We start from the raw sequence: 23,989 nt of genomic DNA, 5'->3' as shown, positions 1-23,989 counted from the left end.
TCGGTTCCATCGGCACGCCGCTACGGTGCACATGTGCCCGAATCATCTGTGCCCGAGTCATCCTTTCTTACCGACACCCGCACCGGCTACGACACCATCGCGACGGCGTACGCCGAGAATTTCGCCGGCGAACTCGATGCCGATCCCTGGGAGCGAGCGATACTCTCCGCCTTCGCCGAGGTGGTCGGCGCCGGGGAGGCGGTCGCCGAAATCGGCTGCGGTCCGGGCCGGATAACCGGTTTCCTGTCCGAGCACGGTCTGGCGATGCGCGGGATCGACCTGTCCCCGGCTATGGTCGAGCTGGCTCGGCGCCGCCATCCGGATATCCGGTTCGAGGTGGGTTCCATGACCGCGCTGGAGTTCTCGGACGGCTCGCTGGCGAATGCGATCGCCTGGTACTCCCTGATCCATATCCCGCCCGCCGAACGTCCCGGCGTGCTGGCCGAGTTCCACCGGGTCCTGCGGCCGGGCGGGAGATTGCTGCTCGGGTTCCAAGCAGGCACAGAGGTCAAGCATTACGACGAAGGGTTCGGTCTCCCGGTCTCGCTGGACTTCCACCGGATCGACCCCGACGAGACGGCCGCAGCGGCGGAAGCCGCCGGCTTCACCGTCGAGATGCGGTTCTTCCGGGCACCCGCCAGAACGGAATCGACCCCGCAGGCGTCGCTACTGCTGGTGCGCTCGAGTTGATTGACCACCTTTATGGCATCAAAACGATAGGCCATACGATCATTTCGGTGGAATCAATGTGATGGACGTTCGGCTTTTCGAGGCCGCAGATGCGCGCAGGTGATCGCATCGAAATGAAACTTGACGCGATCATTTTGATAAATAACCCTGGTCAGGTGGTGATCAAGAAGAACCCGCTCGGCCCGACAGGCAATACCGTCAGAGACAATGTCCTGCGCTACCGCACCCGGATGAACCTGGGCTATGCCGATCTCGCGCGAAGGCTCGAGGCCCTCGGTCGCCCGATCCCGGTGCTGGGCCTGTCGCGGATCGAGCGGGGCGAGCGCCGGGTGGACGTGGACGATCTGCTGGCGCTCGCGGTCGCCCTCGGCGTCTCGCCCACCAGCCTGCTGCTCCCGGATACGGCCGCTGCCGACGAGACCGTCAGCGCGACCGGAATCGACGGCACCGCCGACGATCTCCTCGGCTGGCTCCGGCTGTTCACGCCGTCGGCGCATATCGGCAAACCCGCCGAACAGCGATTCGTGCGCGACGCCATCCGGTTCATCGCCGATGCCCGGCCCCGGTGGGATATCGAAAACCTGACCCTCGAGGAACTTCCGGGCGTCGGTCACCGCGAGTACGCCGCGGAGATCACCGAGAAGGCACGGCAGTCCGGCCCGGCGACGGACTCGGCATAGCCGGCCCCGACCCCCGCCGGTCGAGTCGTGACGATACGACCGGAACCCGGCGGGATCGGCGAACATCGTTGTCCTTTCAGGAATCCCCGGACCGCATCAGTTCGAATATCGAAACCGGGCGACCAGACGTCGCACTCACGTCTCGCGCTCGGGCCCACCACTGCTGCGCGACCCGGGACAGCGTGGCGTCCACACCGGCGTCCGTGCTGGCATCGATGATGTGCTGTGCACCGGCGTACATCATTTCGAACGAGGCGAGATCTCCCCAGCCACCGTTCTTCGCAGCCTCGGCGTACTCGGCCATGAAGAACGGGTAGGCCTCGCTGGATCGCTGTGCGTACGGCAGGAACTGGTCGATATCGTGCCCGGAGCGTTCGACCAGGGCCAATGCCTGGTCGAACGCGAGCATCCACGGATGAAACGTGATCAGCAGTGCCTGGTAGAAGACCTGTGCCAGACCGTCATCAGTGCCGAGATACTCCTGCGGGCTCAACGGCCGCAACAGTTCCGCGTATGCGTCGAAGACTTCGCGCGGCCCGCTGTAGAAGATGTACGACGCGGGGTGCGAGATATTGTCGCCCGCCGACATGAAGCCCCCGGAGAGGAACTCCGCACCGTGCGACCGCACCCACTCCCCGCCCTTGCGGGCGTTCTCCGGTGAATCCGAGGACAGGTTCGCGATCACCTTCCCCGCCAGCCCGTCGGTCGCCTGGCCGAGCACTTCGTACATCGCCGCATAGTGGGTCAGGCTCAGGACGGTCACCTCGTTGGCCGCCAGTGCCTCGGCCACCGTGGCGGCCCGCTTCGCACCCAGTCCGGCCATGGCCTCGGCCTTTTCGGGGCTGCGGTTCCACACGGTGACCTCGATACCTGCCGCGAGGAAGGCGCGCACCATCGCCTGACCCATCGGTCCCAACCCGATCACGCTGACCGAGCGAGTGTTCTGCTGAGACATCGAATGCCCTTTTCCGGTAGTGGTCGATTCTGGTTTCGGCGCCGGAAAAGATATTCGTCTCCGCAGGTAGAGTCGGACAAGTACGTACCTGCCGGTGGGGCCGCTCACCTCGAGGTACGCGAAGAGGTCGGGAGGATGCGATGACTGTTGCCGGTGATACAGATCACGATGTATGCGGTATGTCCCTGGCGATCGACGCGGTCGGCGGGAAGTGGAAACTGCATCTGATGTGGGTCCTCGGCGCCGGACCGCAACGCTTCGGACAGATCCGCCGCGCACTCGCCGGAGTGAGCGAAAAGGTGCTGACCGAGAATCTGCGTCAGCTGGAAGCCGGCGGAATCATCCACCGCGAGGTGTACCCCGAGGTCCCGCCGCGGGTGGAGTACTCATTGACTCCCCTCGGCGAGGATCTCGCCCGGGCGCTGCGCCCTTTGGAAGAGTGGGGCGACCGCCATCGCGACCATCTGATGAACGTCGCCTGCTGACTGTTCGCTACCGCCGGGCTCTCCCCCCGGTTTCGGCGTCGACGCCTCGAACCGCGAAGCGCTCCCGCCCTGCCGAGGCAGGTGGGAGCGCTTCGGAGTGGAGCCTAGGGGAATCGAACCCCTAACCCCTGCCTTGCAAAGGCAGTGCTCTGCCAATTGAGCTAAGGCCCCGGGACGGGCGGACTGCGCCGCAAGTCGCCTGCGAAACAGTAGCGGTCCAGCACGTACACCGTCAAACAAGGATACCGGGGCGCGGACTCACCGGCGCAACGCGCCGCTGGCGTCGAACTCGGCCTCGCGGCCCTGCATCTGTTCGCGGTACCAGTTCTCCCGATGCCTGAGCATGACCGCTTCGTGCAACCGGCCGATCGGCGGTACACGCCGGGCCAGCTCCATGGCGGTGACCAGCGGAATCCGGGCAATGGGCAGCAATACCCAAGGGAAGGCCGCGGGCATGCGGTACTTCCGGCGCGTGGTCGGCAGCATGTACAGGGCCGAGTACGCGGAGTTGATCCGATAGTTGTAGTGCGCCCGCAGGCGGGCAAGGCCGCGCTGTTCGTCGCGGGGCGCGAAGGCCGCCGGATAGGACTCGATGAGTTCGGCGCCCTGCTCACCGGAATCGTGGGCGCGGGCGATCATGGTCATCGCCATCACCCGCAGGGTGTCGGGCACGGTTTCGGGATGCCAGGTCAACCGGACGCCGAGTAGGTAACCCATGTACTTCTGGAAATGCAGCAGCGCCCGGAACTCCGCGGGGCTGGTCTGGTAACCCAGTGCCCACAGTCCCAGCCCTGGAATGGTGCTGCCCGCGATCAGCGTCAGCAGCTGGTAGGTCTGGCTGATCGGCAGTCCCCATTTCTCGGTATCCCATTCCGGGTGCCGGGCGACACCGGACCGTACCGAGACGTGCATGATCCGTACTTTCAGGGCGGTGGCCCGCCCTTGCGAACCCGGTGTCAGCAGCGCACCGGGCTGGGAGACATCCATCCAGAAGCGGCAGGTCTCCAGGAAGCGTCGCAGCGCGCTGTCACCGGCATAACCGCCGGCCAGCGACAGCGGCGTGGCGACCGCGGATTCCGTGTACATCTCCAGAGTTTCCGCGCCGGCGAAACTGAACAGCATGGTCCCCCACCGGCGCCAGACCGCCGCGCCGCGTTCAACAAGTTCCGGCCGTACCCAGTCGGGGACGGTTTCGAACTCGGCGAACAGTGCGCGCATGGCCGGAGGCGGGTCGGCAATGCTGTCGATGCCATCGCGCAGCGCCGTTTCCACGAGCTGCCGACCGTTCGCGCGACCGGTTTCGCCGCGCATCACTTCCGCGACGAAGCGTTCGGCCACCGGATCACCCGAGAACATATCCGCGCACAGTGCCCGCGCCTGGTCGTCGTCCGGGAAGAGCTCACCGCCGGTGAATGTCCGCACCAGCCGTTCGGCCCGCCGTACCCATGGACTCTCCCGGGCCTGCCAGTAGCGAAAGGCCTCCGGACACCGCCCGGCCGGATCTTCGGTGTCCGGTACCACCACTGGTATCGACATTGCTGTCCTCCTTGCCGACCCGGAGTCCACCGAACCGCCGCCCGGGTGGTGCCGTGTTCCGGCTCTCCACCGCCAACCATACTGAAGTGTATGGAGTAACAGTACTCAATAGTATGGACTCCGGGAAGGTCGCGGGGCGGCCATAGCAATCGGGACACGCCCGCATGAGCCGGGCAGCCGCCCGCCGGCCCGAACCCGCCGGATCCCACGAGCCTGCCGACCTGCTCCCCTACCATCGGAGTATGAGACTCAGCGCCGATCAGCCGGAATCGAAAACGGCGGATTCCGGCACCGCTGAACCACAGGGCGACCGGTCCGCGGCACGCCGGCCGAAATCGAAAAAGGCACAGGCACAGCAACGTCAACGCCGGCGCACCGCCCGGCTGTCCTACGACGACTGGGTCGATGGTGCACTGAACCTGCTTTCCCGCGAAGGCGTGGGAGCGGTCAAGATCCAGCGGCTGTGCCAGGAGCTCGGGGTCACCAAGGGCAGCTTCTACTGGCATTTCGACGATATCGAACAACTCATGGCGGCCATGGCGGACCGCTGGAGTTCGGTGCAGAGCGATACGGTGCGCGAACTGGGCGCCTTCGCGGCGATTCCGGTGGAGGAACGCATCGAGAAAATGGCGGCCATGCTCGTGGACCAACGGCACTGGATCGTGGAGACCACGGTACGTGAATGGTCGCGTATCAATCCGAAGGTGGCGGCCGCGGTGCGCAATCTCGATCAGCGGGTATTCGAAACCGTCAAAGGAACCATGCTCGACCTGGGTTTCGACGAAAATCAGGCCAGGTTGCGCGCAGGCGCGATGGTCTATATCGGAATCGGGTTGATCCACGGCCGGGACAACCTGCCGACGCCGTCCACCGCGCAGGTGTCCTCGGTCATCGAACTGCTGGCCCGGCCGTGATCACGGCGCATTTCTGACGTGCGATGCGGTGAACGGTCAGCGGGTGGTGACCTCATGCCACAGATCGGCCTCGTCCCGCCGGCGCAGCTTGCTGATACCGATGAGAACCGCAGCGACAATTCCGATGGTGAGAACGTATTTCATTTCTTCAGCCTACTTCCGTTACTTCACGACGGCTCGTCAGGACCGGTGATATCAGCACCGGCGATCGGCCACTCCGGGAAAAAGGAAAGGCCCCCGAGCCTTTGTCGGCACGGAGGTCTCGAATACCTTGCGGAGTGGGTCTAGGAGGACTTGAACCTCCGACCTCTTCGTTATCAGCGAAGCGCTCTAACCGCCTGAGCTATAGACCCGCGGAGCAGTTGCTGTAAATCAAGTAACCGCCGAGCACAGAGATTACAGGACTGTCCTCGATCCAACCAAAACGCCAGGTAGACGGCTTGCACGCGGCCACGAAAGGCCACGTCGACCCGGCACCGATCCCCCTCGACGCGGCCGAGCGGATGCCCGCGCTCCCCCGACGATCCGACCCGCGGATTTCGGCCCCGACGCACAACGGCCGGTGCCCCGAACTCGGGACACCGGCCGTCGCGAACACCGGATTCAGTCGGGGTCGGCCAGGGTTACCTGGATACCGCCGACCATATCGCAGCACTGGTTGTAGATGAATGTTCCGACCGTGGCCAGCGCCGTGAACAGCACGACGTTGATCAGCCCGAGCACCCCGGCGTAGCCGAACACCGTGCCGGCGTCGATGAGACCCACCGACCCGCTGTCCGGCGACACCATATCGGTGAAGGTGCTGTTGAGCCGCTCCCAGACGCCCATACCCGCGAGCACCATGTACAGCAGCGCGACCGCGATCATCCAGACGAAGAACATGGCGATACTGATCACCAGGGTGATCTTCAGCGTCGACCACGGGTCGATCCGCCGGACCTGAACCGTGGCCCGCAGCGGTTCCCCGCCGAGGACCGCCCGCTGCAGCCCCGGGGAGACCGACGGCGATACCGGGGCCGCCGGCGGGGTGTACGCGGGTGGCTGCTGGGCCTGGTGCTGCTCCGGGGGCAGCGGATGCCGGATCTCGGAGAGGTCCGGCATATCCTTCGCCAGTTCGGGCCGGGCGATACTGCGCGTGGGTCCGTCCAGGCCAACGGATTTGGCCATGGCCGCTTCCTTACGTGCCGCCTTGGCCGCGAGGTCGCTGGTGGTGCGGGCATTGGTGACCCCGCCCTGGAGACCCCCGCCGCCCTGGAGACCCCCGCCGCCCTGGAGCCCACCCGGTCGCGGCTGAGTGCCGCCCACCGGCATATGACCGGGCCGCGAGAGGTTGGACTGCGGTTCCCGCTGCGGCAGCTGCGACCAGCCCTCCTGGTAGCGGTTCCCATCGGGTGCGTTGCCACCCTGCTGGTTTCCGGCACCGCCCTGGTGATCACCCGGCCCGCCACCGGCCTGCGGACCGGAGTTGCGGTCCGCCGGGGCGTTACGGGGATCGGACGGGAATTCGCCTTGCTGCTCCTGATTTTCGGGCGCGGAACCGCCGGCGGGCGCGCCACCGGACGCATTTCCGCCCGGCTGCCCGCCACCGGCCTGGTCGTTGTCCGCGGCCTCACCCGGCCGCTGGATCGGGCGCGGCGAAATCGGGGACGGAGTGCTCCTCTCGGTCACACCGTTCGTCTGCTGCCGCTCGTCGCTCGGCTGTTTCGGAGTGGTCAATGGGAATCCTCGGATCCGTTCTTTGCCGCCGATATGGATTTACTGCTCGGGGGAATCGCCACCGTCGATCTGCTCGGGCTCGTCGGCGTTGCGTGCGATCGCAAGCAAGGTATCGCCCTCGCCGAGGTTCATCAATCGCACGCCCTTGGTCTGCCTACCGGCCTTACGAACTTGCCGTGCCGCGGTGCGGATAACCCCTCCGCTGGACGTGATCGCGTACAGCTCGTCGTCATCGTCGACGATGAGCGCACCCACCAGGGTGCCACGCCTGATGTCGTACTGGATGGTCAATACACCTTTTCCACCGCGACCCTGCGCCGTGTACTCCTCGATAGCGGTCCGCTTGGCGTACCCGCCCGACGTCGCCACCAGCAGATATGTACCGTCGCGGACCACATTCAGCGACAGCAGCGCATCGTCGGTGTTGAACCGCATCCCCTGCACACCCGAGGTCGCCCGGCCCATCGGCCGCAGTGCCTCATCGGTGGCGGAGAAACGAATCGACTGGCCCTGCGCGGAGACGAGGAGCAGATCGTCTTCGGCGGAACACAGTACGGCGCCGACCAATTCGTCGTTGTCACGCAGATTCACCGCGACGATGCCGCCACTGCGGTTGGAGTCGAAATCGACCAGTCGCGACTTCTTGACCAGACCCTTCTGCGTGGCCAGCACCAGGTAGGCCGCATCCTCGTAGGACTTGATCCGGATAACCTGGGCGATCTTCTCGTCCGGCTGGAAAGCCAGCAGATTCGCCACGTGCTGCCCGCGTGCGGTGCGGTTGGCCTCCGGCAGTTCGTATGCTTTGGCCCGGTATACCCGGCCTTTGTTGGTGAAGAACAACAACCAGTCGTGGGTCGAGGTCACGAAGAAGTGCCGGACGATATCGTCCTGCTTCAGACCCGCACCCTGCACGCCCTTGCCGCCGCGCTTCTGGCTGCGGTACAGATCGGTCTTGGTGCGCTTGGCGTAACCGGTCTCGGTGATGGTGACCACCACGTCCTCGCGGGCGATCAGATCCTCGTCGGCGACATCACCGTCGGCGGAGACGATCTGGGTCCGGCGTTCGTCGCCGTAGCGCTCCACGATCTCGGCCAGTTCGTCGCGGACGATCGCGCGCTGACGTTCCGGCTTCTCCAGGATGTCTTTCAGATCGGCGATTTCGGCTTCGAGCTTGGCCAGTTCGTCGACGATCTTCTGCCGCTCCAGGGCGGACAGGCGGCGCAGCTGCATATCCAGGATCGCGGTCGCCTGGGTTTCGTCGATATCGAGCAGTTCCATCAGGCCGGTGCGCGCGGTATCGGTATTGGCCGACCGGCGGATCAGCGCGATCACGGCGTCGAGCTGATCCAGCGCCTTGACCAGGCCGCGCAGGATATGGGCCCGTTCCTCGGCCTTGCGCAGCAGGTAGCGGGTGCGCCGGATGATGACTTCCAGCTGATGGGCTACATACAACCGGATCATCTGGTCCAGCCGCAGCGTCCGCGGGACGCCCTCGACGATGGAGAGCATATTCGCGCCGAAACTGGTCTGCAGCTGGGTGTGCTTGTACAGATTGTTCAGCACGACCTTGGCGATCGCGTCCCGCTTGACCGTGACCACGATCCGCAGGCCGGCCCGGTCCGACGATTCGTCGTGGATATCGGACACACCGGCGATCCGGCCGTCCTTGACCTGCTCGGCGATCGCGTTGATGAAGTTATCGGTGTTGACCTGGTACGGCAGCTCGGTGATGACGATGGTGGTGCGGCCGCGGGCGTCCTCTTCGATCTCCACCACACCGCGCATCCGGATGGAACCGCGTCCGGTGGTGTACGCGTCGTGGATGCCCTGAGTGCCGACAATGAGGCCGGAGGTCGGGAAGTCCGGCCCCTTGACCCGTTCCATACAGGCCGCGAGGGTGGCTTCCTCATCGGCTTCGTGGTTGTCCAGCGCCCAGTAGATGGCCTCGGCCAGCTCGTTGAGATTGTGCGGCGGGATATTGGTCGCCATCCCGACCGCGATACCGTTGCTGCCGTTCATCAGCATATTCGGCACACGGCTGGGCAGAACGACGGGTTCCTGGGTCTTACCGTCGTAGTTCGCGATGAAATCGACCGTGTCGTGGTCGATTTCGCGCAGCAGTTCCATGGCCAGCGGAGTCAGCCGGCACTCGGTGTACCGCATGGCGGCCGCGCCGTCGTTACCGCGGCTGCCGAAGTTGCCCTGGCCGTCGACCAGCGGGTATCGCATTGCCCACGGCTGCGCCATCCGCACCAGGGTGTCGTAGATGGCCGAGTCGCCGTGCGGGTGATAGTTGCCCATGGTGTCGGCGACCGGGCGCGCGGATTTCACATAACTGCGGTCGGGCCGGTAACCGTTGTCGTGCATCGCATACAGGATTCGGCGGTGCACCGGTTTGAGGCCGTCACGAACCTCCGGCAGGGCGCGGCCCACGATCACGCTCATCGCGTAATCGATGTAGCTGTTCTGCATCTCCTGCTGGATATCGACCGGCTCGATCCGGTCGCCCGCGCTCTCCGGCGGCAGGGTTGTATCGGTCATTCGATCTCCTAGGTACTGGCGATAAACGGCGGACGCCGCGCGTGGTGTGCGCTGCGGGCGAAACCGCCGCTCCTACACGTCGAGGAAGCGGACGTCCTTGGCATTACGAGTGATGAAGCTGCGGCGAGCGGCGACATCCTCACCCATCAGGACGCTGAACAGCTCGTCGGCGGCAGCCGCGTCATCCAGCGTGACCTGGCGCAGAACACGAACCGAAGGATCCATGGTGGTCTCCCACAGCTCCTTCGGATTCATCTCACCGAGGCCTTTGTATCGCTGGATACCGTCGTCTTTGTTGATCTTCTTGCCGGCCGCCAGACCCGCTTCGAGCAGTCCGTCGCGCTCCCGGTCCGAATAGGCGAACTCGGGTTCACTGCGCTGCCACTTCAGCTTGTACAGCGGCGGCTGCGCCAGATACACGTGGCCGTGTTCGATGAGCGGGCGCATGAAGCGGAACAGCAGGGTCAGCAGCAGGGTGGAAATATGCTGGCCGTCGACATCGGCGTCGGCCATCAGCACGATCTTGTGATAGCGCAGTTTGGCGATATCGAACTCGTCGTGGATACCGGTGCCGAAGGCGGTGATGATCGCCTGGACCTCGGCGTTCTTGAGAACCTTGTCGATCCGGGCCTTCTCGACATTGATGATCTTGCCGCGCAGCGGCAGGATCGCCTGGTACATCGAGTCGCGGCCGGATTTGGCCGACCCGCCGGCGGAGTCGCCCTCGACGATGTAGATCTCGGACTTGCTCGGGTCCTTGGACCGGCAGTCGGCCAGCTTACCCGGCAGCCCGCCGATATCGGTGGCGCTCTTCCGGCGCACCAGCTCACGCGCCTTGCGGGCGGCGAGCCGGGCCTGCGCCGAGGACACCGCCTTGTTGACAATGGTCTTGGCGTCCGCCGGATTGGCCTCGAACCAGTGCGCGAGGTGTTCGTTGCAGGCACGCTGCACGAACGACTTCACCTCGGTATTGCCCAGTTTGGTCTTGGTCTGGCCCTCGAACTGGGGCTCGCTCACCTTCACGCTGACGATGGCGGCCAGGCCCTCACGGATATCGTCACCGGTGAGGTTGCCGTCCTTGTCCTTGAGGAGCTTCTTCTCCTTGGCGTACCGGTTGACGACGGTGGTCAGCGCCGCCCGGAAACCCTCTTCGTGGGTGCCGCCCTCATGCGTATTGATCGTGTTGGCGAAGGTGTGCACGGACTCGGAGTATCCGGAGTTCCACTGCAGCGCGACCTCGAGTTCGTGCCCGGGGCCCTTACCGTTGAACGACACGACCGAGTTGTGGATCGGCTGCTTCGTCCGGTTGATATGCCGGACGAAATCTTCGAGGCCCCCGGGGTAGTGGTACGTCCGGGTCTTCACCTTGTGCTCGACCGGAGGCTTTTCGCCGCCTTCGTCGTGCTTGGGCGCTTCCGCGGTCTCGCTGACCATTTCGTCGGTGACCTCGGTGGCGCTGACGCGCTCATCGGTCAGCACGATGGTCAGGCCCTTGTTCAGGAAGGCCATCTCCTGCAACCGCCGCGAGACGGTCTCGAAGTTGTACGTGGTGGTCTCGAACACCGCGGGATCGGCCCAGAAGCGGATCGTGGTACCCGTGGCCTTGGTGGGTTCTCCCTGGACGAGCTGGCCCGGAACCGCATCCTTGTAGGTCTGGCTCCAGTGGTAGCCGTCGGTGTCGATCTCGGCTTCGAGCCGGCTCGACAGCGCGTTGACCACCGAGATACCGACACCGTGCAGACCGCCGGAGACGGCGTAGGAATCGGAGTCGAACTTGCCACCGGCGTGGAGCTGGGTCATGACGACTTCGATGGTCGGGATGCCCTGCGAGTGCATGGCCACGGGGATACCGCGACCGTCGTCGACGACCTGGACACCACCGTCGGCGAGGAGCGTGACCTCGACCTTGGTGGCGTGACCGGCCATCGCCTCGTCGACCGAGTTGTCCACGACCTCCCAGATCAGGTGGTGTAGACCGCGCTCACCCGTGGAACCGATATACATGCCCGGGCGCAGCCGCACCGCCTCGAGGCCTTCCAGGACCTTGATGGAGGAGGCACCGTAATCCTGTTTGTTCGATGCGCTCGAACCTGATGCTTTGGAGTCTTTGGCAGCCACTGGTCGGTAGCTCTCCTTACTTGCTGGTCCCCGGGACGGCGGTGGGACAGCGCAGGTGGGGCCCGGGTCAGAACAGAGGGCTGCACACAACGCGCCGAGGTATCGCCGCTGATTTACGTTTCCATCCTACTTCGCAGCCCAACTTACAGTGCATCTGCGACACCCCTGACAGCTCCCAGGGCCGGAGAAATCGGACCGGCACGGGTCCCCTGGCGGCTCGACCGTTTTCAGACCATCAGATTCGTCCTGAGAGTTGACTGAGGGGCCGGCGCCCGGCACGGGCTGTCACGTTCCACGTGAAACCGGGTCCTATCCGTAGGTGTCCCGCGGGCCGCGACCCCGGATATGCCGCTCACCCTTGCGCCAACTCGGCGCGGTCGGCCCCGCGATCCGTAAGGAACGCACGATCCCCGGGCCCACCGCCGCGCTGATCTTCGCGAGCAGCTGCGCCTGCAGCAGCCGGAGCTGGGTGGCCCAGGCCGTGGACTCGGCGGCCACACTCAGCACCCCGTTCTCGAGTTTCACCGGCTTGGCGTGTGCGGCGATATCCTCGCCCACCACGCCGGACCAGTGCCCGAACACCGTCCCCTCGGCGACTTTGGTGGACCAACCGCGACTGCGCGCGATGGAGGTAGCGAGTTTGGACAGCGGTTGCGGGTCCCGCTCATCCGGCCGCGGCCCCGACCAGCCGCTGCGCCGGCGGCCCCCGGCCCGGTGACCGCGGCGGGGTGATGAACGCCCCTGCCCCACCGATTTGCCGCTCGCTCGCGCAGCCGCCCGAGCCTCTTCGAGAGCGCGGCGGGCCAGATCGATCCCACGCAACTCCGGTTCGGCCGGTGGTACCGGACCACCGGATGTTCCGGGCTGGTCGGTCATCGTCGTACTCCGCTCGCCGTCCGAGTTATCCCCAGGCCCGGCCGGTCTTCGGTCGAGTTGTGCACATCCGGGGAGGAAACCCCGGCCCTGCGGCGCAGATATCGGACAGCAGCCGTCCATCAGGGCATAAACCCTGCTCGCGGTAGGTATTCCCACTGTCGGTCCCGGTTTTCGCCGGTCGAACCGGATCGCTGCCCGGGTCCGGCCCGATGACCTGGCCCGACGAGTTATCCACAGCCTGTGGATAACTGTGCGCTACGCGGCGGGCGGGGATGGCGGCCCGACGCATCGGCTCACTCTACGAATGCCCCGGCTCTCGTGCAAGATACCGGCCGCCGCGTGTTCAGGGTGCTGACGATTCGCTGGACACGGCCCGCGGAGGATCATCGCCGACCGCGGGCCCGGTCCCCGGCGGACGGTCGCCGGAGATACCGGATATCCGGTGCTCAGGGTCGCCGGTGGTGGTCACCCGCAAGGTCGTGCCCGCCAGTTCGGCGGGGACATCCTCGGGTACCGCCGCGGTGATCACCACTTGCTCGGCATCGGCCGCGACCGCGGCCAAGGCGGTGCGCCGGCGGCGATCGAGTTCGGCGAACACGTCGTCGAGCAGGAGGACGGGCTCGGCCCCACCGGCCCGCAGCAGATCGAAAGCCGCGAGCCGCAGCGCCAGGGCGAACGACCAGGATTCCCCGTGGCTGGCGAATCCCTTGGCCGCGGTCGCGCCGAGTTCCAGATCCAACTCGTCACGGTGCGGTCCGACCAGGCAGACACCGCGTTCGAGTTCCCGGGAGCGCGCCGCGGCGAGCTCCCGGAGCAGAATCTGCTCCAGCAGCGCGGGATCGTCCGGCTCGGGCGCACGATCCGGGTCGAGGACCTCCACGGGCAGCGCGGCGCTGCGATACGCGACGGTGGCCGGTCGTGATTCCGGGGCCAGCGCGGCATAGGCGCGAGTCACGTGCGGACGCAGCTCGTGCACCAGTCGTAAGCGTTCGGCCAGCAGTACCGAGGCATGGGCGGCCAGGTGGCCGTCCCACACATCGAGCGTGCCGAGCTCGGCACGGCCCGACCGTCCGGCGGTCTTCAGCAGCGCCGAGCGCTGCCGCAGTACCCGGTCGTAGTCCGCTCGGACACCGGCGAGGGCGGGGCGGCGCGCCGTGCACAACTCGTCGAGGAACCGGCGGCGCTCGCCGGGATCGCCGCGGACCAGCGCCAGATCCTCCGGCGCGAACAGCACAGTGTGCAGGATGCCCAGGATCTCGCGCGGCCGGCGTACCGGGGATCGGTTGATCTGCGCCCGGTTCGCCGCGCCGCGGTTGAGTTCCACATCGACGCGCAACTCACGACCCAGATTCACCACATTGGCGCCGATCCGGGCGCGATCGGCGCCGGTGCGGATGAGCGGGGCGTCCGCCGACACCCGGTGCGAGCCCAGTGTGGACAGGTAGCCCAGGGCCTCCAGCAAGTTGGTCTTGCCGTTGCCGTTGGCCCCCAGGAAAACCGTAGGGCCTGTGGATAACTCGATCTCAGCATGTTCCCAGGAACGGAAATCACGCAAGGTCAGAGCACGAATATGCACCTGTTCACACCATCCGGACAGCTACCGGGAAGTTATCCACAGCTGTGGATAACTTCGTTCGCCGCAGGTCGCGGCGCGGGTTTGCAGAAGTATCGCTCCCGAGGGCCCTCGCGGTCGCTGTGGCGATGCGTGCTCCGGCTGCCTGTGTGGATCGGTGCCGGATGATCGCTGCCGAGCCCACGCGCGGTCAGCCCGGCAGCCGGACCGGCATCAGGAGGTAGGTGTATTCACTGTCCAATGCCGGGTAGGCGCCGGTTTCCAGGGGCTCCGGCTCCTCTTCGCGTGCCGGCAGCAGCACGGCGGGCCGACTCGGGGTGGTGAAACCGAAGGTGACCCGCTCCGAATGCAGCGCGGACAGGCCGTCGATGAGATATCCGGGGTTGAAGGCGATGGTCAGCGGCTCCCCCCGGAAATCGGCGGTGAGCCACTCCTCGGCGCGGCCGGCGTCATCGCCACCGGCCGACAACTGCAAGCCCTCGGCGGAGAATTCCAGCCGTACCTGGGCACCCCGCTCGGCTACCAGGGCGACACGTTTGATCGCCTCGGTGAGGCCGGCGATCTCCAGCGTCGCGAGGGACGTGTGTTCCTTGGGCAGCAACTGGCGGAACTTGGGGAATTCGGCATCGAGCAACCGTGTCGTGGTGCGGCGGCCTCCATTGACGATCCCGAGGAGACCGTCGGCACCGGCACCGGAGCCCAGGGACAGCTGGACCGGTTGGTCGGACGCGCCCAGCGTCTTCGCGGCTTCGGAGAGGGTGCGTGCCGGGATCAGCACCGCGGTCTCGATATCGGTGCGGGTCGGCTGCCACTGGATATGGCGGACCGCGAGCCGGAAGCGGTCGGTGGCCGCCAGCACCACCTGCGGCCCCTCGATCTCGACCCGGATACCGGTGAGCATGGGCAACGTATCGTCGCGTCCGGCCGCTACCGCCACCTGACCTACCGCCTCGGCGAACACATCGACGACCAGCTGACCGCTGGACTGTGGCACCTCGGGGAGTTGGGGATAGTCCTCGACCGGCATCGTGGGCAGCGAGAACTTCGCGCTACCGCACTGGATCAGTACGCGGGTGCCGTCGACCGAGACATCCACCGGTTTGTTCGACAGCGCCTTGGTGATATCGGCCAGCAGCTTGCCGGAGACCAAGACCTTGCCCGGTCCGGCGACCTCCGCGGCGACCCGCATCTGAGCCGAAACCTCGTAGTCGAACCCGGAGACGGTCAATCCGTCGTCATCCGCGACCAGCAGGACTCCGCCGAGAACCGGGACCGGCGGGCGAGACGGCAGACTGCGCGCCACCCAGGCGACCGATTCCGCGAAATCCTCACGCGCGACCCGAAACTTCATGCCTGCAAGGTCCATCGCCCGAGGTGTCCTCTCCCGTTCAGTGTGGATCGGCGGCTGCGCTGCCCCCGTGTATCCCGCCGCGCCGACTCCGCCGCCACACGGCGGCGTTACGGCGGTCGCAGAGCTGGACCGACCGCCGGAGAAGTCTGGCACAGCGACCGACTTAAGACCGTACCCCGTTTCGCAGAGCCGGGTCGGCCGCCCCTCCGTGTGGAGGATACGTCCTCGTGCCCGCAACTGACCAGGCCACCCCTGCGTACTCATGTGGCGTTGTGGACGGCTGTGGACAACCGCGGGTTCGCCCCGCAGCGGATCACCGGTACGCACGCGTATCCACAGTTATCCCACGGCGGGTCTGGGGACTACCTCGGGCTCGGACGGTGCCCTCCGAGTGAACGTAGACCTCGCCGGCCGGACGCTGCGAGCACTCCGCCCATCGACGGGTTCCTGGAAGGGCGGGGAGCTGGATCCGTTCTCGACGCTCGACCCGTCGGCAAGGTCCTCGATGACCCCTCTCCGTCCTCCTTGTCGATCTCCAGGATCGGATCCGGTCGTTCGGCCGCTTCGAAACTTGTCCACACATCCTGTTTTGAAGAGAAATTTTCTAGAGGAAGAACAGGGGTAGTAATAGGCCCTGTGGAAACTGTGGATTTCCGCTGTTTTCCCAGTTCACCATGCGTGTCCGGCTGTGGATGGTCAGGGGATAACTCGAGGATGAATTCGCGCCGCCTGTGGACAGGATTTGTTGTCCACAGTGCGTCCACAGTTCATCCCCATGTTGCTCCCCAGAATCCGGGTAGTTGTACACACTGTGCACGAATCGGTGGATAACCTGTGGATTCCTCGAGGATTCCTCGAGGAATCCACAGGCTGTCCCCAGGGCTCTGACCGGAACACTCCAGATCAGCGGCTGTGGATGAAATCGCCTGTGGATACTGTGGATAACTCGGCTGTGGACAAGTTGTGCCCAGGGTGCACCCGAAGCTGTGGATGGACCGGTGGACAACCTGTGGATTCCACAGCCCAACCCATCCCAAAACAGCTGGTCAGGCCGCTGTTGAGCTGTTAGCGACACACCTGTGGATGGTTTCGACACGCCCACGGCGACTGCGGACCCGCAGCGAGCCGCGTTCCGGCCGATCCGGGAGTACCGCGAAGCGGGTTGTGCCGGAGGAACTTTCCGCCGAGGAAGCTTTCAGCGGTCTGTGTCCACTCGGTCCGCAGGAAGGCCGGACACGAGGTGCCTGCGGGCCGTGAGCGTTCCCGTCGTGCACGCCCGGAAGTGGGTACAGGTCTCGTCCGCACCGACCGCCGAGGGGCCGTCGGCATGAACCGCGCTGTGAGCGCGGACAGCGGGACACGCCACCGGAGGTGGGCCGCTGTCCGCCCAGCGTGTAGCTGCGGGACAGCGGAGGTCCGCCTCTGCCGGTTTCATGTCCTGGGCCGGCCTCGCGGCAACTCGTACCCACGAGACCACGACGGCCGTCTCGCGGCGGGCGGCACGATGAGGGCGGTGACGGTTCCCCGGCGGATAGATCGCACGGAGTCAGGATCGGGTGATACCGGCCGGACCGTGGGGTATCGGCGGAGGCACTCGGCGGCCCAGCGCCATAGGCGGTGCAGGGCTGCCTCCAACCCGTGCGGATCGCCGACCCGGTCCGTGTCTGCCCGGCTGGGGCGAGGATCGTGCGCTGGTTGGTATCGGCCCGATTCCGACCGATGCTGTGTGGCGCTGTTCGTCGCCGCGGCTGAAGACGGATGAATCCCCGTGATGATCGCGGGGGACCCTGTTCCAGGCTCGATACCCGGCACACGGAGCAGCAAGGGGCCGCGGCGCGAACACAGGCGAGCACAGCGGCGCGCGTGGCCACAGCCCAGAAACTGGCGCGCAGAGACCGTGCGTCACCGGTATCAGGGCCGGAGGGGAATCAGCGGGAGCGCTGTTTGATCCGGGCGGTGAGTTCTTGGACCTGGTCGTATACCCGCCGCCGCTCCGACATCTCCTTGCGGACCTTCTTCTCCGCGTACATGACGGTGGTGTGGTCCCGGCCGAACGCCTGGCCGATTTTCGGGAGGGAGAGGTCGGTGAGTTCGCGGCACAGATACATGGCGATCTGGCGGGCCTGGGCCAGCGGCCGGGCCTTCCCCGGGCCGGTCAGCTCCTCCATGGAGGTGTTGAAGTACTCGGCGGTGACACCCATGATCGTCGACGCGGTGATCTCGACATCCTGGGATTCGGGCATCAGGTCACGCAGAACCACCTCGGCCACCGACTGATCCAGCGGCTGGCCGTTCAACGATGCGAACGCCGTGACCCGGATCAAAGCGCCCTCTAGTTCCCGGATATTGCGTTCCACCCGGCTGGCGATCAGCTCCAGTACATCGTGTGGAACATCGAGCCGGTCCATCCGCGCCTTCTTACGCAGGATCGCGATCCGCGTCTCCAGCTCCGGCGGCTGAACATCGGTGATCAGACCCCATTCGAACCGGGTCCGCAGCCGTTCTTCCAGGGTGGCGAGCTGCTTCGGCGGCCGATCCGAGGACACCACGATCTGCTTGTTCGCGTTGTGCAGCGTGTTGAAGGTATGGAAGAACTCCTCCTGGATACCTTCTTTGCCCTCGATGAACTGGATATCGTCGACCAGCAGGATGTCGGTCTCGCGGTAGCGGCGTTTGAACGCCACCTTCCGGTCGTCGCGGAGACTGTTGATGAAGTCGTTGGTGAATTCCTCGGTGGAGACGTATTTGACCCGCATACCGGGGAATAGTCGCTGCGCGTAGTGGCCGGCCGCATGCAGCAGATGAGTCTTGCCGAGCCCGGAAGCGCCCCAGACGAACAGCGGGTTGTAGGCCCGGGCGGGGGCTTCGGCGATGGCGACCGCCGCGGCGTGCGCGAATCGGTTGGACGCACCGATGACGAACGTTTCGAAGGTGTACTTGGCGTTCAGGCTCGCCGACGATTTGGCCGTATCCGCGGATTCGGGCGATTTGGCGAAGAAGGTCGGCCAAGAATCCCGGACGTTCACCACCTTCTCGTCGTCGCGGTGACCGTCCGGCGACGGGTCGATGCCAGAATCGCGGACGCTTTCGCGCAGGCTGTCCCGTTCCGGATCACGCAACGGCTCCCGGGCCGGGGTGTCATCGGCGGGGCCGCCGGGGGCGAACAGCGTTTCCTGGGCCGGGCGGCCGGTACGGCGCGGCGGGAGGGTCGGGTCGATATCGGGCACCGATTCCCGGGTAGGCGGCGCGCCGTGTTCCCGCCTACCTGCCGCCGGTTCGCCGATCTCGGGGCGGCCGGCCGGATAGGTCTCCACGTACTCGGCCGGCGGATAGTTCCGGTCACGCTCGTATTCGGGTTCCCGGGTGTACTCGGCGGCCGGGGCGTAGTCGCGCGAGTACGACCGCGGCGTCGCATAGGTCTCGACCGTCGGCGGGTCGGTCTCGCGGGTGCTCACGGTATCGCGCGGGAAGTCCGCGCCCTGCGGAATTTCGGGCAGCGCGGCACGGCGCACGGAATCGGCGCCGCGGGGATGTGCCGGATTGCGGGGCAGTTCCCCGGTGAGCGGTAGTTCTGCTTCGTGCGAGAACTCCGCGGGCGGGAACCGCTGCTCGTCCATCGGCCGCGGGGTCTGTGGAAAACCGGGGTCGCGCTGATATCCGCGCGCGGGGTACGCACCGGCATCCGATTCCCGGACGTTGTCGCGCCACCCCGTGTCGGTCGCCGGTGCCGCGGCATATCCGGCCGGGGTGTGTCCGGCGATATCGCTGATGAGGGGCTCGGGCCGATTCGTGGTGGGGTCCGGCCGGTTCGTCATCCTGGCGTGCCGTGGCGCGCCGGATTCGGCTCCTGCCGGAAGCGGTGCGGCAATCCGGACACCGAGACCTTCGACCTGCGGGCCCAGCCGCCGGCCGAGCGAGCGGAGAATCGGCTCGCGTAGATCCCGTTCGATGGCTTCCTGCGCGATGGAGGACGGAACCGAGAGCAGTGCGAAACCCTGGACCACCATCAGCGGTTTGACCAACTTCAGCCAGGCCTGCTGGGCCCTGGTCACCGCACCGATGGCACCGTCGGGCGAACCGGTGGTCAGCTCGGTGACCACCTCCGGCCACACGGTGGCCAGTACGTTCTGCTCGTCGTCCATCCAGTGTCCTCCCCGGGAGTCGGTTGCTCGGCGCAGACGTCCGGGGCTCGCGGTTCGTCTACTCTACTGGTTCGTCCCAGTGACACCGCTACGTTGCTCACCAGACCTGCCGCATCCGACGGATACGGCGCCCGGGGCGCTGCCCGGAACCCCCTGTTTCCGGCTGCGGCTTGGCACCGTCGGCCCTACGAATATGCCATTCACAGGGTATTTCCACACAATTATCCACAGATGTGGACAATCTCCCGGGACCGCCGTTCTGGTCGCGTGCTGCGCCCGGGCCGGTCGCGAGCGCTGGACCTGCGGACCTCCGGTCACCGGCGGCCACGCGGTGATGATGGCCACCGTAGCCCGGCGCACGAAGGGCGGCGATCGTGACCCGCACCGCCGTGGGAGGGGCGAGTTTGACCCGGTAGGACTGGATAAGTACCCTCGTACAGTCACCCCTCGGCGCGGTGACCGTCCTGTGCTGAGCACCCTCCCAGGATGGTGTGCCGAGCCGACATCTACAGAATCACCGAAAGCTTCGGGCGCCGCACGGTGCCCACCAATTCGAGGAGTGTTGACCGTGGCCAAGGGCAAGCGGACGTTCCAGCCGAACAACCGTCGTCGGGCGCGGGTCCACGGTTTCCGTCTTCGGATGCGGACCCGTGCGGGCCGCGCCATCGTCACCGCGCGGCGCCGTAAGGGCCGCGCCAGCCTCACCGCCTGATTTCCAGTCGAACTCGGTGTCCGATGCCCGGTCCGCCGAACCCCGTAGCCCACGCCGCCGGTAACTCAGCCGGTTCGGCGGCTCCGCCGAGCCCCGGATGTCCGGGTGCTTCCTGAGCCGCACCGGCTGCACCAGCGTGCCGACTTCTCCCGGACGGTGCGGAGCGGCCGGCGGGCGGGAAAGCGGGACCTGGTGGTACACGTTCTCGTGGACGCACCGGATCCGGCGGATTCCGGGATCCGGGTTCGATTCGGCGGCCCCCGTTTCGGGTTGATCGTCAGTAAGGCGGTGGGTCCCGCGGTCGTCAGGCACCGCGTGGCCCGCCGCCTGCGTCATATCTGTGCCGAACTGACCGCGGATATCTCCGCCGAGGTGGATATCGTGATTCGCGCTCTCCCCGGCGCTGCCGGCGCCGACAGCGACGAGCTACGTCGCCAGCTGCGCGGTGGGCTCCGCAGGCTCGATATCCCCCCGGTTGTTCCGGCTGCCGACCCGAACACCTCGTCATGAGTGCCCGGAGTTCACGGATGGCAACAGTCACCCGATGGCCGGCGAATATTCTGATCTTCTCGATCGAGCTGTACCGGACCTACGTCTCCCCCACTCGGATGCCGGTCTGCCGGTTCACCCCCACCTGTAGCGAATACGCGGTCACCGCGCTGCGCACCCGTGGGTTGCTGATCGGCCTCGGACTGACCCTCGTGCGTTTGGCCAAATGCGCCCCCTGGCACCCTGGTGGATGGGATCCCGTGCCGGAGCCGCGGCGCAGGGTCGGCTACGACGACCCGCGGCCCCAAGCTTGTAAGGGATCACCGCACGCGGTGATCGGTGACACTACCGACGGGAGTGCATAGAGCCGTGCTCGATTTCATCTACTACCCGGTGTCCTGGATCCTCTGGTTCTGGCATCGGGTCTTCGGCTTCGCGTTCGGGGCAGATAACGGCCTGTCCTGGGCGTTGTCCGTGGTTTTCCTCGTCTTCACATTGCGTCTGGTGCTGTACAAGCCGTTCGTGAGACAGGTGCGGACCACCAAACAAATGCAGGAACTGCAGCCGCAGATCAAGGAGCTGCAGAAGAAGTACAAGAACGACCGCCAGAAGATGGCGCTGGAGATGCAGAAACTCCAGAAGGATCACGGTTTCAACCCGCTCATGGGCTGCCTGCCGATCCTTGCTCAGGTGCCGGTCTTCCTCGGTCTGTTCCATGTGTTGCGGTCGTTCAACCGGACGGGTACCGGTTTCGGTCAGCTCGGGATGGACCCCTACACCAACGCGCACACCCCGAACTATGTGTTCAACGTGGACGATGTGCAGTCGTTCCTGAGCGCCCGTATCTTCGGCGCCCCGATCTCGGCGTTCATCACGGCGCCCTCGGAGGAACTGCTGGCCTTCGCGGATTACGGCGGTGCGCCGAGCCGGTTGAGTATCGCCCTGGTCGCCATCCCGTTGATGGTTATCGCCGCGATCGCCACGCACTTCAACGCGCGCGCTTCGGTTGCCCGGCAGAGTGCCGAGGCGGCAGCCAACCCGCAGGCCGCCATCATGAACAAGCTGGCGCTGTGGGTGTTCCCGTTCGGTGTCCTGATCGGTGGCCCGTTCCTGCCCATTGCCGTCCTGCTGTACTGGGTCTCGAACAATATCTGGACCTACGGTCAGCAGCATCTCGTCTTCGGCCGGATGGCGAAAGAAGAAGAAGCCAAGCGTCAGGCGAAGCTGGAGAAGCAGGCCCAGAACGCTCCGAAGCCTGGTGCCAAACCCGTCGACACCCGGAAGAAACCGCAGCCGGGTAAGGCGGCCGACGATGACGCGGCGGAAGCGGACAGCACGGCGAGTGCCAACGGATCGAGTCCGGCCAAGGGAAATGCGAAACCCAAGCAGTCCGGCCAGCAGCGTCGCTCGAGTGGTCAGAAGCGGCCCGGCAACCGCGGCCGCGCCAACCAGAAGCGGCGTCGCTGACCCTCCCCCAGACCCCTTGTGATCGTGATCCCGGCCGATCGGGTCGGCCGGTTTCCCGGCGAGCAGATAAAGGAAATAAATGACTCTCGAGACCGAAGGCGGCGACGCCACCGTATCCACCACCACGGTGCAGCCCGATACCGAAGACACGATGAGCGATGCCGAGGAAGCGCTCATCGAAGAGGGTGAAATCGCGGGAGACTACCTCGAGCAACTCCTCGATGTGCTCGACTTCGACGGGGATATCGATCTCGATGTCGAAGGCGATCGTGCGGTGGTCAGTATCGACGGAGGCGACGATCTGACGAAACTGGTCGGCCACAGCGGTGAGGTGCTGGACGCTCTCCAAGAGCTGACCAGGCTCGCGGTCCAGCAGGCGACCGGCGTCCGGAGCCGGCTCATGCTCGATGTCGCGGGCTGGCGAGCCAAGCGGCGGGCGGATCTCAGCACGCTCGGCGCGGCGGCTGCGGAGCGGGTTCTGCAGACCGGTGCCCCGGAGCAGCTCGCCCCGATGACTCCCTTCGAACGCAAGATCGTGCACGACGCGGTCGCCGCGATCGACGGCGTCGCGAGTGAAAGCGAGGGTGTGGAGCCGAATCGCCGGGTGGTTGTCATTCCGGAGTGAATTCGCCGAACCGGTCGATGCTCGGCCGGTGAAGGGAGAGGGCTCGGGTCGTGGACCCGGGCCCTTTTTCGTGTCCGGTCCGGCTGGTCGAGTCCGGGGGCGGTAAGGGGCTACGGTTGAGGATCTGCGGAGTTGGACCCACTCACGCGTATCCGGCGCGATAGGACAGAAGGGTGTTTCACGTGAAACCAGAACTCGGTGATCCGGCGGCTGCGGTCCCGGAATCGCTGCCGCCGGCGGAAGCGGAGGCTGTGTTCGGTGAGCGGTTGGGTCCGGCCTGTGACTATTGGACTGCACTGGCGACGGCCGGCGTGGAGCGAGGGCTCATCGGCCCCCGGGAAGTACCCCGGCTCTGGGATCGGCACATTTTGAACTGTGCTGTCGTCGGTGAGTTGATCGGCGAAGGCGCGTCGGTGGTCGATATCGGCAGCGGTGCCGGCCTCCCCGGAATACCGCTCGCGCTCGCCCGCCCGGACCTCCGGATTACCCTCGTCGAACCGCTGCTCCGCCGGACGGTGTTCTTGAAGGAGTTCATCGATGCGGCGGGGTTGTCGATCACCGTGGTGCGTGGGCGCGCTGAACAGCCCGCGGTCATCCAGGAGGCGGGCGGTGCCGATGTGGTGACATCGCGTGCGGTGGCTCCCCTGGCGAAGCTTGCGGAGTGGTCGGTTCCGTTGCTGCGCGACCACGGCCATATGCTCGCGCTCAAAGGCGCGAGCGTGGCCGAGGAACTGGAACGGGATCGTGCGGCGGTGGAGCTGGTCGGTGCGGGGCACTTCGCGGTTCTGGAATGCGGAGCCGGAATTGTCTCTACCCCCACAGTGGTGCTATCCGCGGAACGCCTGAAGCGTTCGGAACGACCGTCGAAGCGCTCGAAGAAGCGTTCCCGTGCGGAGCGGCGTCCTGATCGCGAGGACACGTAAGTCTAGTAATCGCCGGCCTCTCCCCCGCCGTGGCAATCGAAGTTTCCCGTGAAATATTCGCTTGCGTTCGATAGCGGGGTCGGCGATCCTCCGTCCCGGAGTCCCGGAGTCCCGGAGTCCCGGAGTCCCGGAGTCCCGGAGTCCCGGAGTCCCGGAGTCCCGGAGTCCCGGAGTCCCGGAGTCCCGGAGTCCCGGA

At 66.0% G+C, this 23,989-nt stretch carries 20 protein-coding genes and 2 tRNA genes; 10 read left to right on the top strand and 12 right to left on the bottom strand.

All coding sequences use genetic code 11. The annotated features are described in order from the left end of the window. Positions 1–33 precede the first annotated feature (33 nt). A complete protein-coding gene (locus ACIA75_RS03625; protein WP_397099510.1) occupies positions 34–690 on the top strand; it encodes a class I SAM-dependent methyltransferase in 657 nt (218 codons plus the stop codon). A gap of 113 nt (positions 691–803) precedes the next feature. Beyond that, positions 804–1,370: a helix-turn-helix domain-containing protein gene (locus ACIA75_RS03620; protein ID WP_397099508.1), complete on the top strand. Its 567-nt coding sequence runs from the start codon at positions 804–806 to the stop codon at positions 1,368–1,370. A gap of 76 nt (positions 1,371–1,446) precedes the next feature. Here the strand turns inward: ACIA75_RS03620 and ACIA75_RS03615 are convergent, their stop codons facing one another. Continuing rightward, complete coding sequence (locus tag ACIA75_RS03615; RefSeq protein WP_397099506.1) at positions 1,447–2,325, bottom strand: NAD(P)-dependent oxidoreductase; 879 nt, start codon at positions 2,323–2,325, stop codon at positions 1,447–1,449. A 140-nt stretch (positions 2,326–2,465) separates the two neighbouring features. On the opposite strand from ACIA75_RS03615, the gene ACIA75_RS03610 reads away from it, so the two are divergent. Further along, a complete protein-coding gene (locus ACIA75_RS03610; protein ID WP_397099504.1) occupies positions 2,466–2,810 on the top strand; it encodes a winged helix-turn-helix transcriptional regulator in 345 nt (114 codons plus the stop codon). Between the two features lie 98 nt (positions 2,811–2,908). Here the strand turns inward: ACIA75_RS03610 and ACIA75_RS03605 are convergent. Next, positions 2,909–2,981, bottom strand: a tRNA-Ala gene (locus ACIA75_RS03605). 87 nt (positions 2,982–3,068) lie between these two features. Next, entirely contained in the window at positions 3,069–4,346 is a 1,278-nt protein-coding gene (locus ACIA75_RS03600; protein ID WP_397099502.1) for an oxygenase MpaB family protein, read from the bottom strand. Positions 4,347–4,588: 242 nt separating this feature from the next. On the opposite strand from ACIA75_RS03600, the gene ACIA75_RS03595 reads away from it, so the two are divergent. Next, complete coding sequence (locus ACIA75_RS03595; protein ID WP_397099500.1) at positions 4,589–5,260, top strand: TetR/AcrR family transcriptional regulator; 672 nt, start codon at positions 4,589–4,591, stop codon at positions 5,258–5,260. A 36-nt stretch (positions 5,261–5,296) separates the two neighbouring features. Here ACIA75_RS03595 and ACIA75_RS03590 read toward each other — a convergent pair whose 3' ends face one another. The 9 genes from ACIA75_RS03590 to dnaA all read right to left on the bottom strand — a co-directional run bounded on the left by ACIA75_RS03590 (position 5,297) and on the right by dnaA (position 19,577). Further along, positions 5,297–5,404: a DLW-39 family protein gene (locus tag ACIA75_RS03590; protein WP_397099498.1), complete on the bottom strand. Its 108-nt coding sequence runs from the start codon at positions 5,402–5,404 to the stop codon at positions 5,297–5,299. Positions 5,405–5,539: 135 nt separating this feature from the next. After that, positions 5,540–5,613: transfer RNA gene (locus ACIA75_RS03585), tRNA-Ile, on the bottom strand. A 250-nt stretch (positions 5,614–5,863) separates the two neighbouring features. Beyond that, a complete protein-coding gene (locus tag ACIA75_RS03580; protein ID WP_397099496.1) occupies positions 5,864–6,976 on the bottom strand; it encodes a DUF3566 domain-containing protein in 1,113 nt (370 codons plus the stop codon). 39 nt (positions 6,977–7,015) lie between these two features. Continuing rightward, positions 7,016–9,517, bottom strand: coding sequence for a DNA gyrase subunit A (gene gyrA, locus ACIA75_RS03575; RefSeq protein ID WP_397099494.1), 2,502 nt, complete (start codon positions 9,515–9,517; stop codon positions 7,016–7,018). Between the two features lie 72 nt (positions 9,518–9,589). Further along, positions 9,590–11,635 carry a DNA topoisomerase (ATP-hydrolyzing) subunit B gene (gyrB, locus tag ACIA75_RS03570; protein ID WP_397099492.1) on the bottom strand — a complete coding sequence of 682 codons (2,046 nt, stop codon included), beginning with the start codon at positions 11,633–11,635 and terminating at the stop codon, positions 9,590–9,592. 309 nt (positions 11,636–11,944) lie between these two features. Further along, positions 11,945–12,511 (bottom strand): DUF721 family protein, encoded by a 567-nt coding sequence (locus tag ACIA75_RS03565; RefSeq protein WP_397099490.1) that lies wholly within the window; start codon positions 12,509–12,511, stop codon positions 11,945–11,947. A gap of 343 nt (positions 12,512–12,854) precedes the next feature. Next, the gene (gene recF / locus ACIA75_RS03560; RefSeq protein ID WP_397099488.1) at positions 12,855–14,087 is read right to left on the bottom strand and encodes a DNA replication/repair protein RecF; all 1,233 of its coding nucleotides are present in this window, start codon (positions 14,085–14,087) and stop codon (positions 12,855–12,857) included. Positions 14,088–14,274: 187 nt separating this feature from the next. After that, complete coding sequence (gene dnaN, locus ACIA75_RS03555) at positions 14,275–15,450, bottom strand: DNA polymerase III subunit beta (protein WP_397099485.1); 1,176 nt, start codon at positions 15,448–15,450, stop codon at positions 14,275–14,277. A 1,913-nt stretch (positions 15,451–17,363) separates the two neighbouring features. Then, positions 17,364–19,577 (bottom strand): chromosomal replication initiator protein DnaA, encoded by a 2,214-nt coding sequence (gene dnaA, locus ACIA75_RS03550; protein WP_397099483.1) that lies wholly within the window; start codon positions 19,575–19,577, stop codon positions 17,364–17,366. Between the two features lie 568 nt (positions 19,578–20,145). Between dnaA and rpmH the strand changes: the two genes are divergently transcribed. The 6 genes from rpmH (at position 20,146) to rsmG (ending at position 23,793) form a co-directional block, all read left to right on the top strand. Continuing rightward, the gene (gene rpmH, locus ACIA75_RS03545) at positions 20,146–20,289 is read left to right on the top strand and encodes a 50S ribosomal protein L34 (protein WP_040744549.1); all 144 of its coding nucleotides are present in this window, start codon (positions 20,146–20,148) and stop codon (positions 20,287–20,289) included. A gap of 105 nt (positions 20,290–20,394) precedes the next feature. Next, complete coding sequence (gene rnpA / locus ACIA75_RS03540) at positions 20,395–20,799, top strand: ribonuclease P protein component (RefSeq protein ID WP_397099480.1); 405 nt, start codon at positions 20,395–20,397, stop codon at positions 20,797–20,799. A gap of 17 nt (positions 20,800–20,816) precedes the next feature. Continuing rightward, positions 20,817–21,143 carry a membrane protein insertion efficiency factor YidD gene (yidD, locus tag ACIA75_RS03535; protein ID WP_397099478.1) on the top strand — a complete coding sequence of 109 codons (327 nt, stop codon included), beginning with the start codon at positions 20,817–20,819 and terminating at the stop codon, positions 21,141–21,143. 4 nt (positions 21,144–21,147) lie between these two features. Further along, entirely contained in the window at positions 21,148–22,245 is a 1,098-nt protein-coding gene (gene yidC / locus ACIA75_RS03530) for a membrane protein insertase YidC (RefSeq protein WP_397099476.1), read from the top strand. Positions 22,246–22,324: 79 nt separating this feature from the next. Further along, positions 22,325–22,870 (top strand): protein jag, encoded by a 546-nt coding sequence (locus ACIA75_RS03525; protein ID WP_397099474.1) that lies wholly within the window; start codon positions 22,325–22,327, stop codon positions 22,868–22,870. A 173-nt stretch (positions 22,871–23,043) separates the two neighbouring features. After that, on the top strand, positions 23,044–23,793 hold the full coding sequence (rsmG, locus tag ACIA75_RS03520) for a 16S rRNA (guanine(527)-N(7))-methyltransferase RsmG (protein ID WP_397099473.1): 750 nt from the start codon (positions 23,044–23,046) through the stop codon (positions 23,791–23,793). The last annotated feature ends 196 nt before the right edge of the window (positions 23,794–23,989 follow it).

The sequence above is a fragment of the Nocardia sp. NPDC051750 genome, from assembly GCF_044453135.1.
In the GTDB taxonomy this organism is placed as follows: Bacteria; Actinomycetota; Actinomycetes; order Mycobacteriales; family Mycobacteriaceae; genus Nocardia.
The sequence above is the reverse complement of the archived record's forward strand: the minus strand, read 5'-3'. Positions and strand labels throughout refer to the sequence as shown.

What these genes read in the sequence shown, in the direction of transcription:
- ACIA75_RS03620 (WP_397099508.1), top strand. Translation starts at nt 804, where the DNA reads ATGAAACTTGACGCGATCATTTTGATAAATAACCCTGGTCAGGTGGTG.
- ACIA75_RS03615 (WP_397099506.1), bottom strand. Translation starts at nt 2,325, where the DNA reads ATGTCTCAGCAGAACACTCGCTCGGTCAGCGTGATCGGGTTGGGACCG.
- ACIA75_RS03610 (WP_397099504.1), top strand. Translation starts at nt 2,466, where the DNA reads ATGACTGTTGCCGGTGATACAGATCACGATGTATGCGGTATGTCCCTG.
- ACIA75_RS03600 (WP_397099502.1), bottom strand. Translation starts at nt 4,346, where the DNA reads ATGTCGATACCAGTGGTGGTACCGGACACCGAAGATCCGGCCGGGCGG.
- ACIA75_RS03595 (WP_397099500.1), top strand. Translation starts at nt 4,589, where the DNA reads ATGAGACTCAGCGCCGATCAGCCGGAATCGAAAACGGCGGATTCCGGC.
- ACIA75_RS03590 (WP_397099498.1), bottom strand. Translation starts at nt 5,404, where the DNA reads ATGAAATACGTTCTCACCATCGGAATTGTCGCTGCGGTTCTCATCGGT.
- gyrA (WP_397099494.1), bottom strand. Translation starts at nt 9,517, where the DNA reads ATGACCGATACAACCCTGCCGCCGGAGAGCGCGGGCGACCGGATCGAG.
- ACIA75_RS03565 (WP_397099490.1), bottom strand. Translation starts at nt 12,511, where the DNA reads ATGACCGACCAGCCCGGAACATCCGGTGGTCCGGTACCACCGGCCGAA.
- dnaN (WP_397099485.1), bottom strand. Translation starts at nt 15,450, where the DNA reads ATGGACCTTGCAGGCATGAAGTTTCGGGTCGCGCGTGAGGATTTCGCG.
- dnaA (WP_397099483.1), bottom strand. Translation starts at nt 19,577, where the DNA reads ATGGACGACGAGCAGAACGTACTGGCCACCGTGTGGCCGGAGGTGGTC.
- yidD (WP_397099478.1), top strand. Translation starts at nt 20,817, where the DNA reads ATGGCAACAGTCACCCGATGGCCGGCGAATATTCTGATCTTCTCGATC.
- ACIA75_RS03525 (WP_397099474.1), top strand. Translation starts at nt 22,325, where the DNA reads ATGACTCTCGAGACCGAAGGCGGCGACGCCACCGTATCCACCACCACG.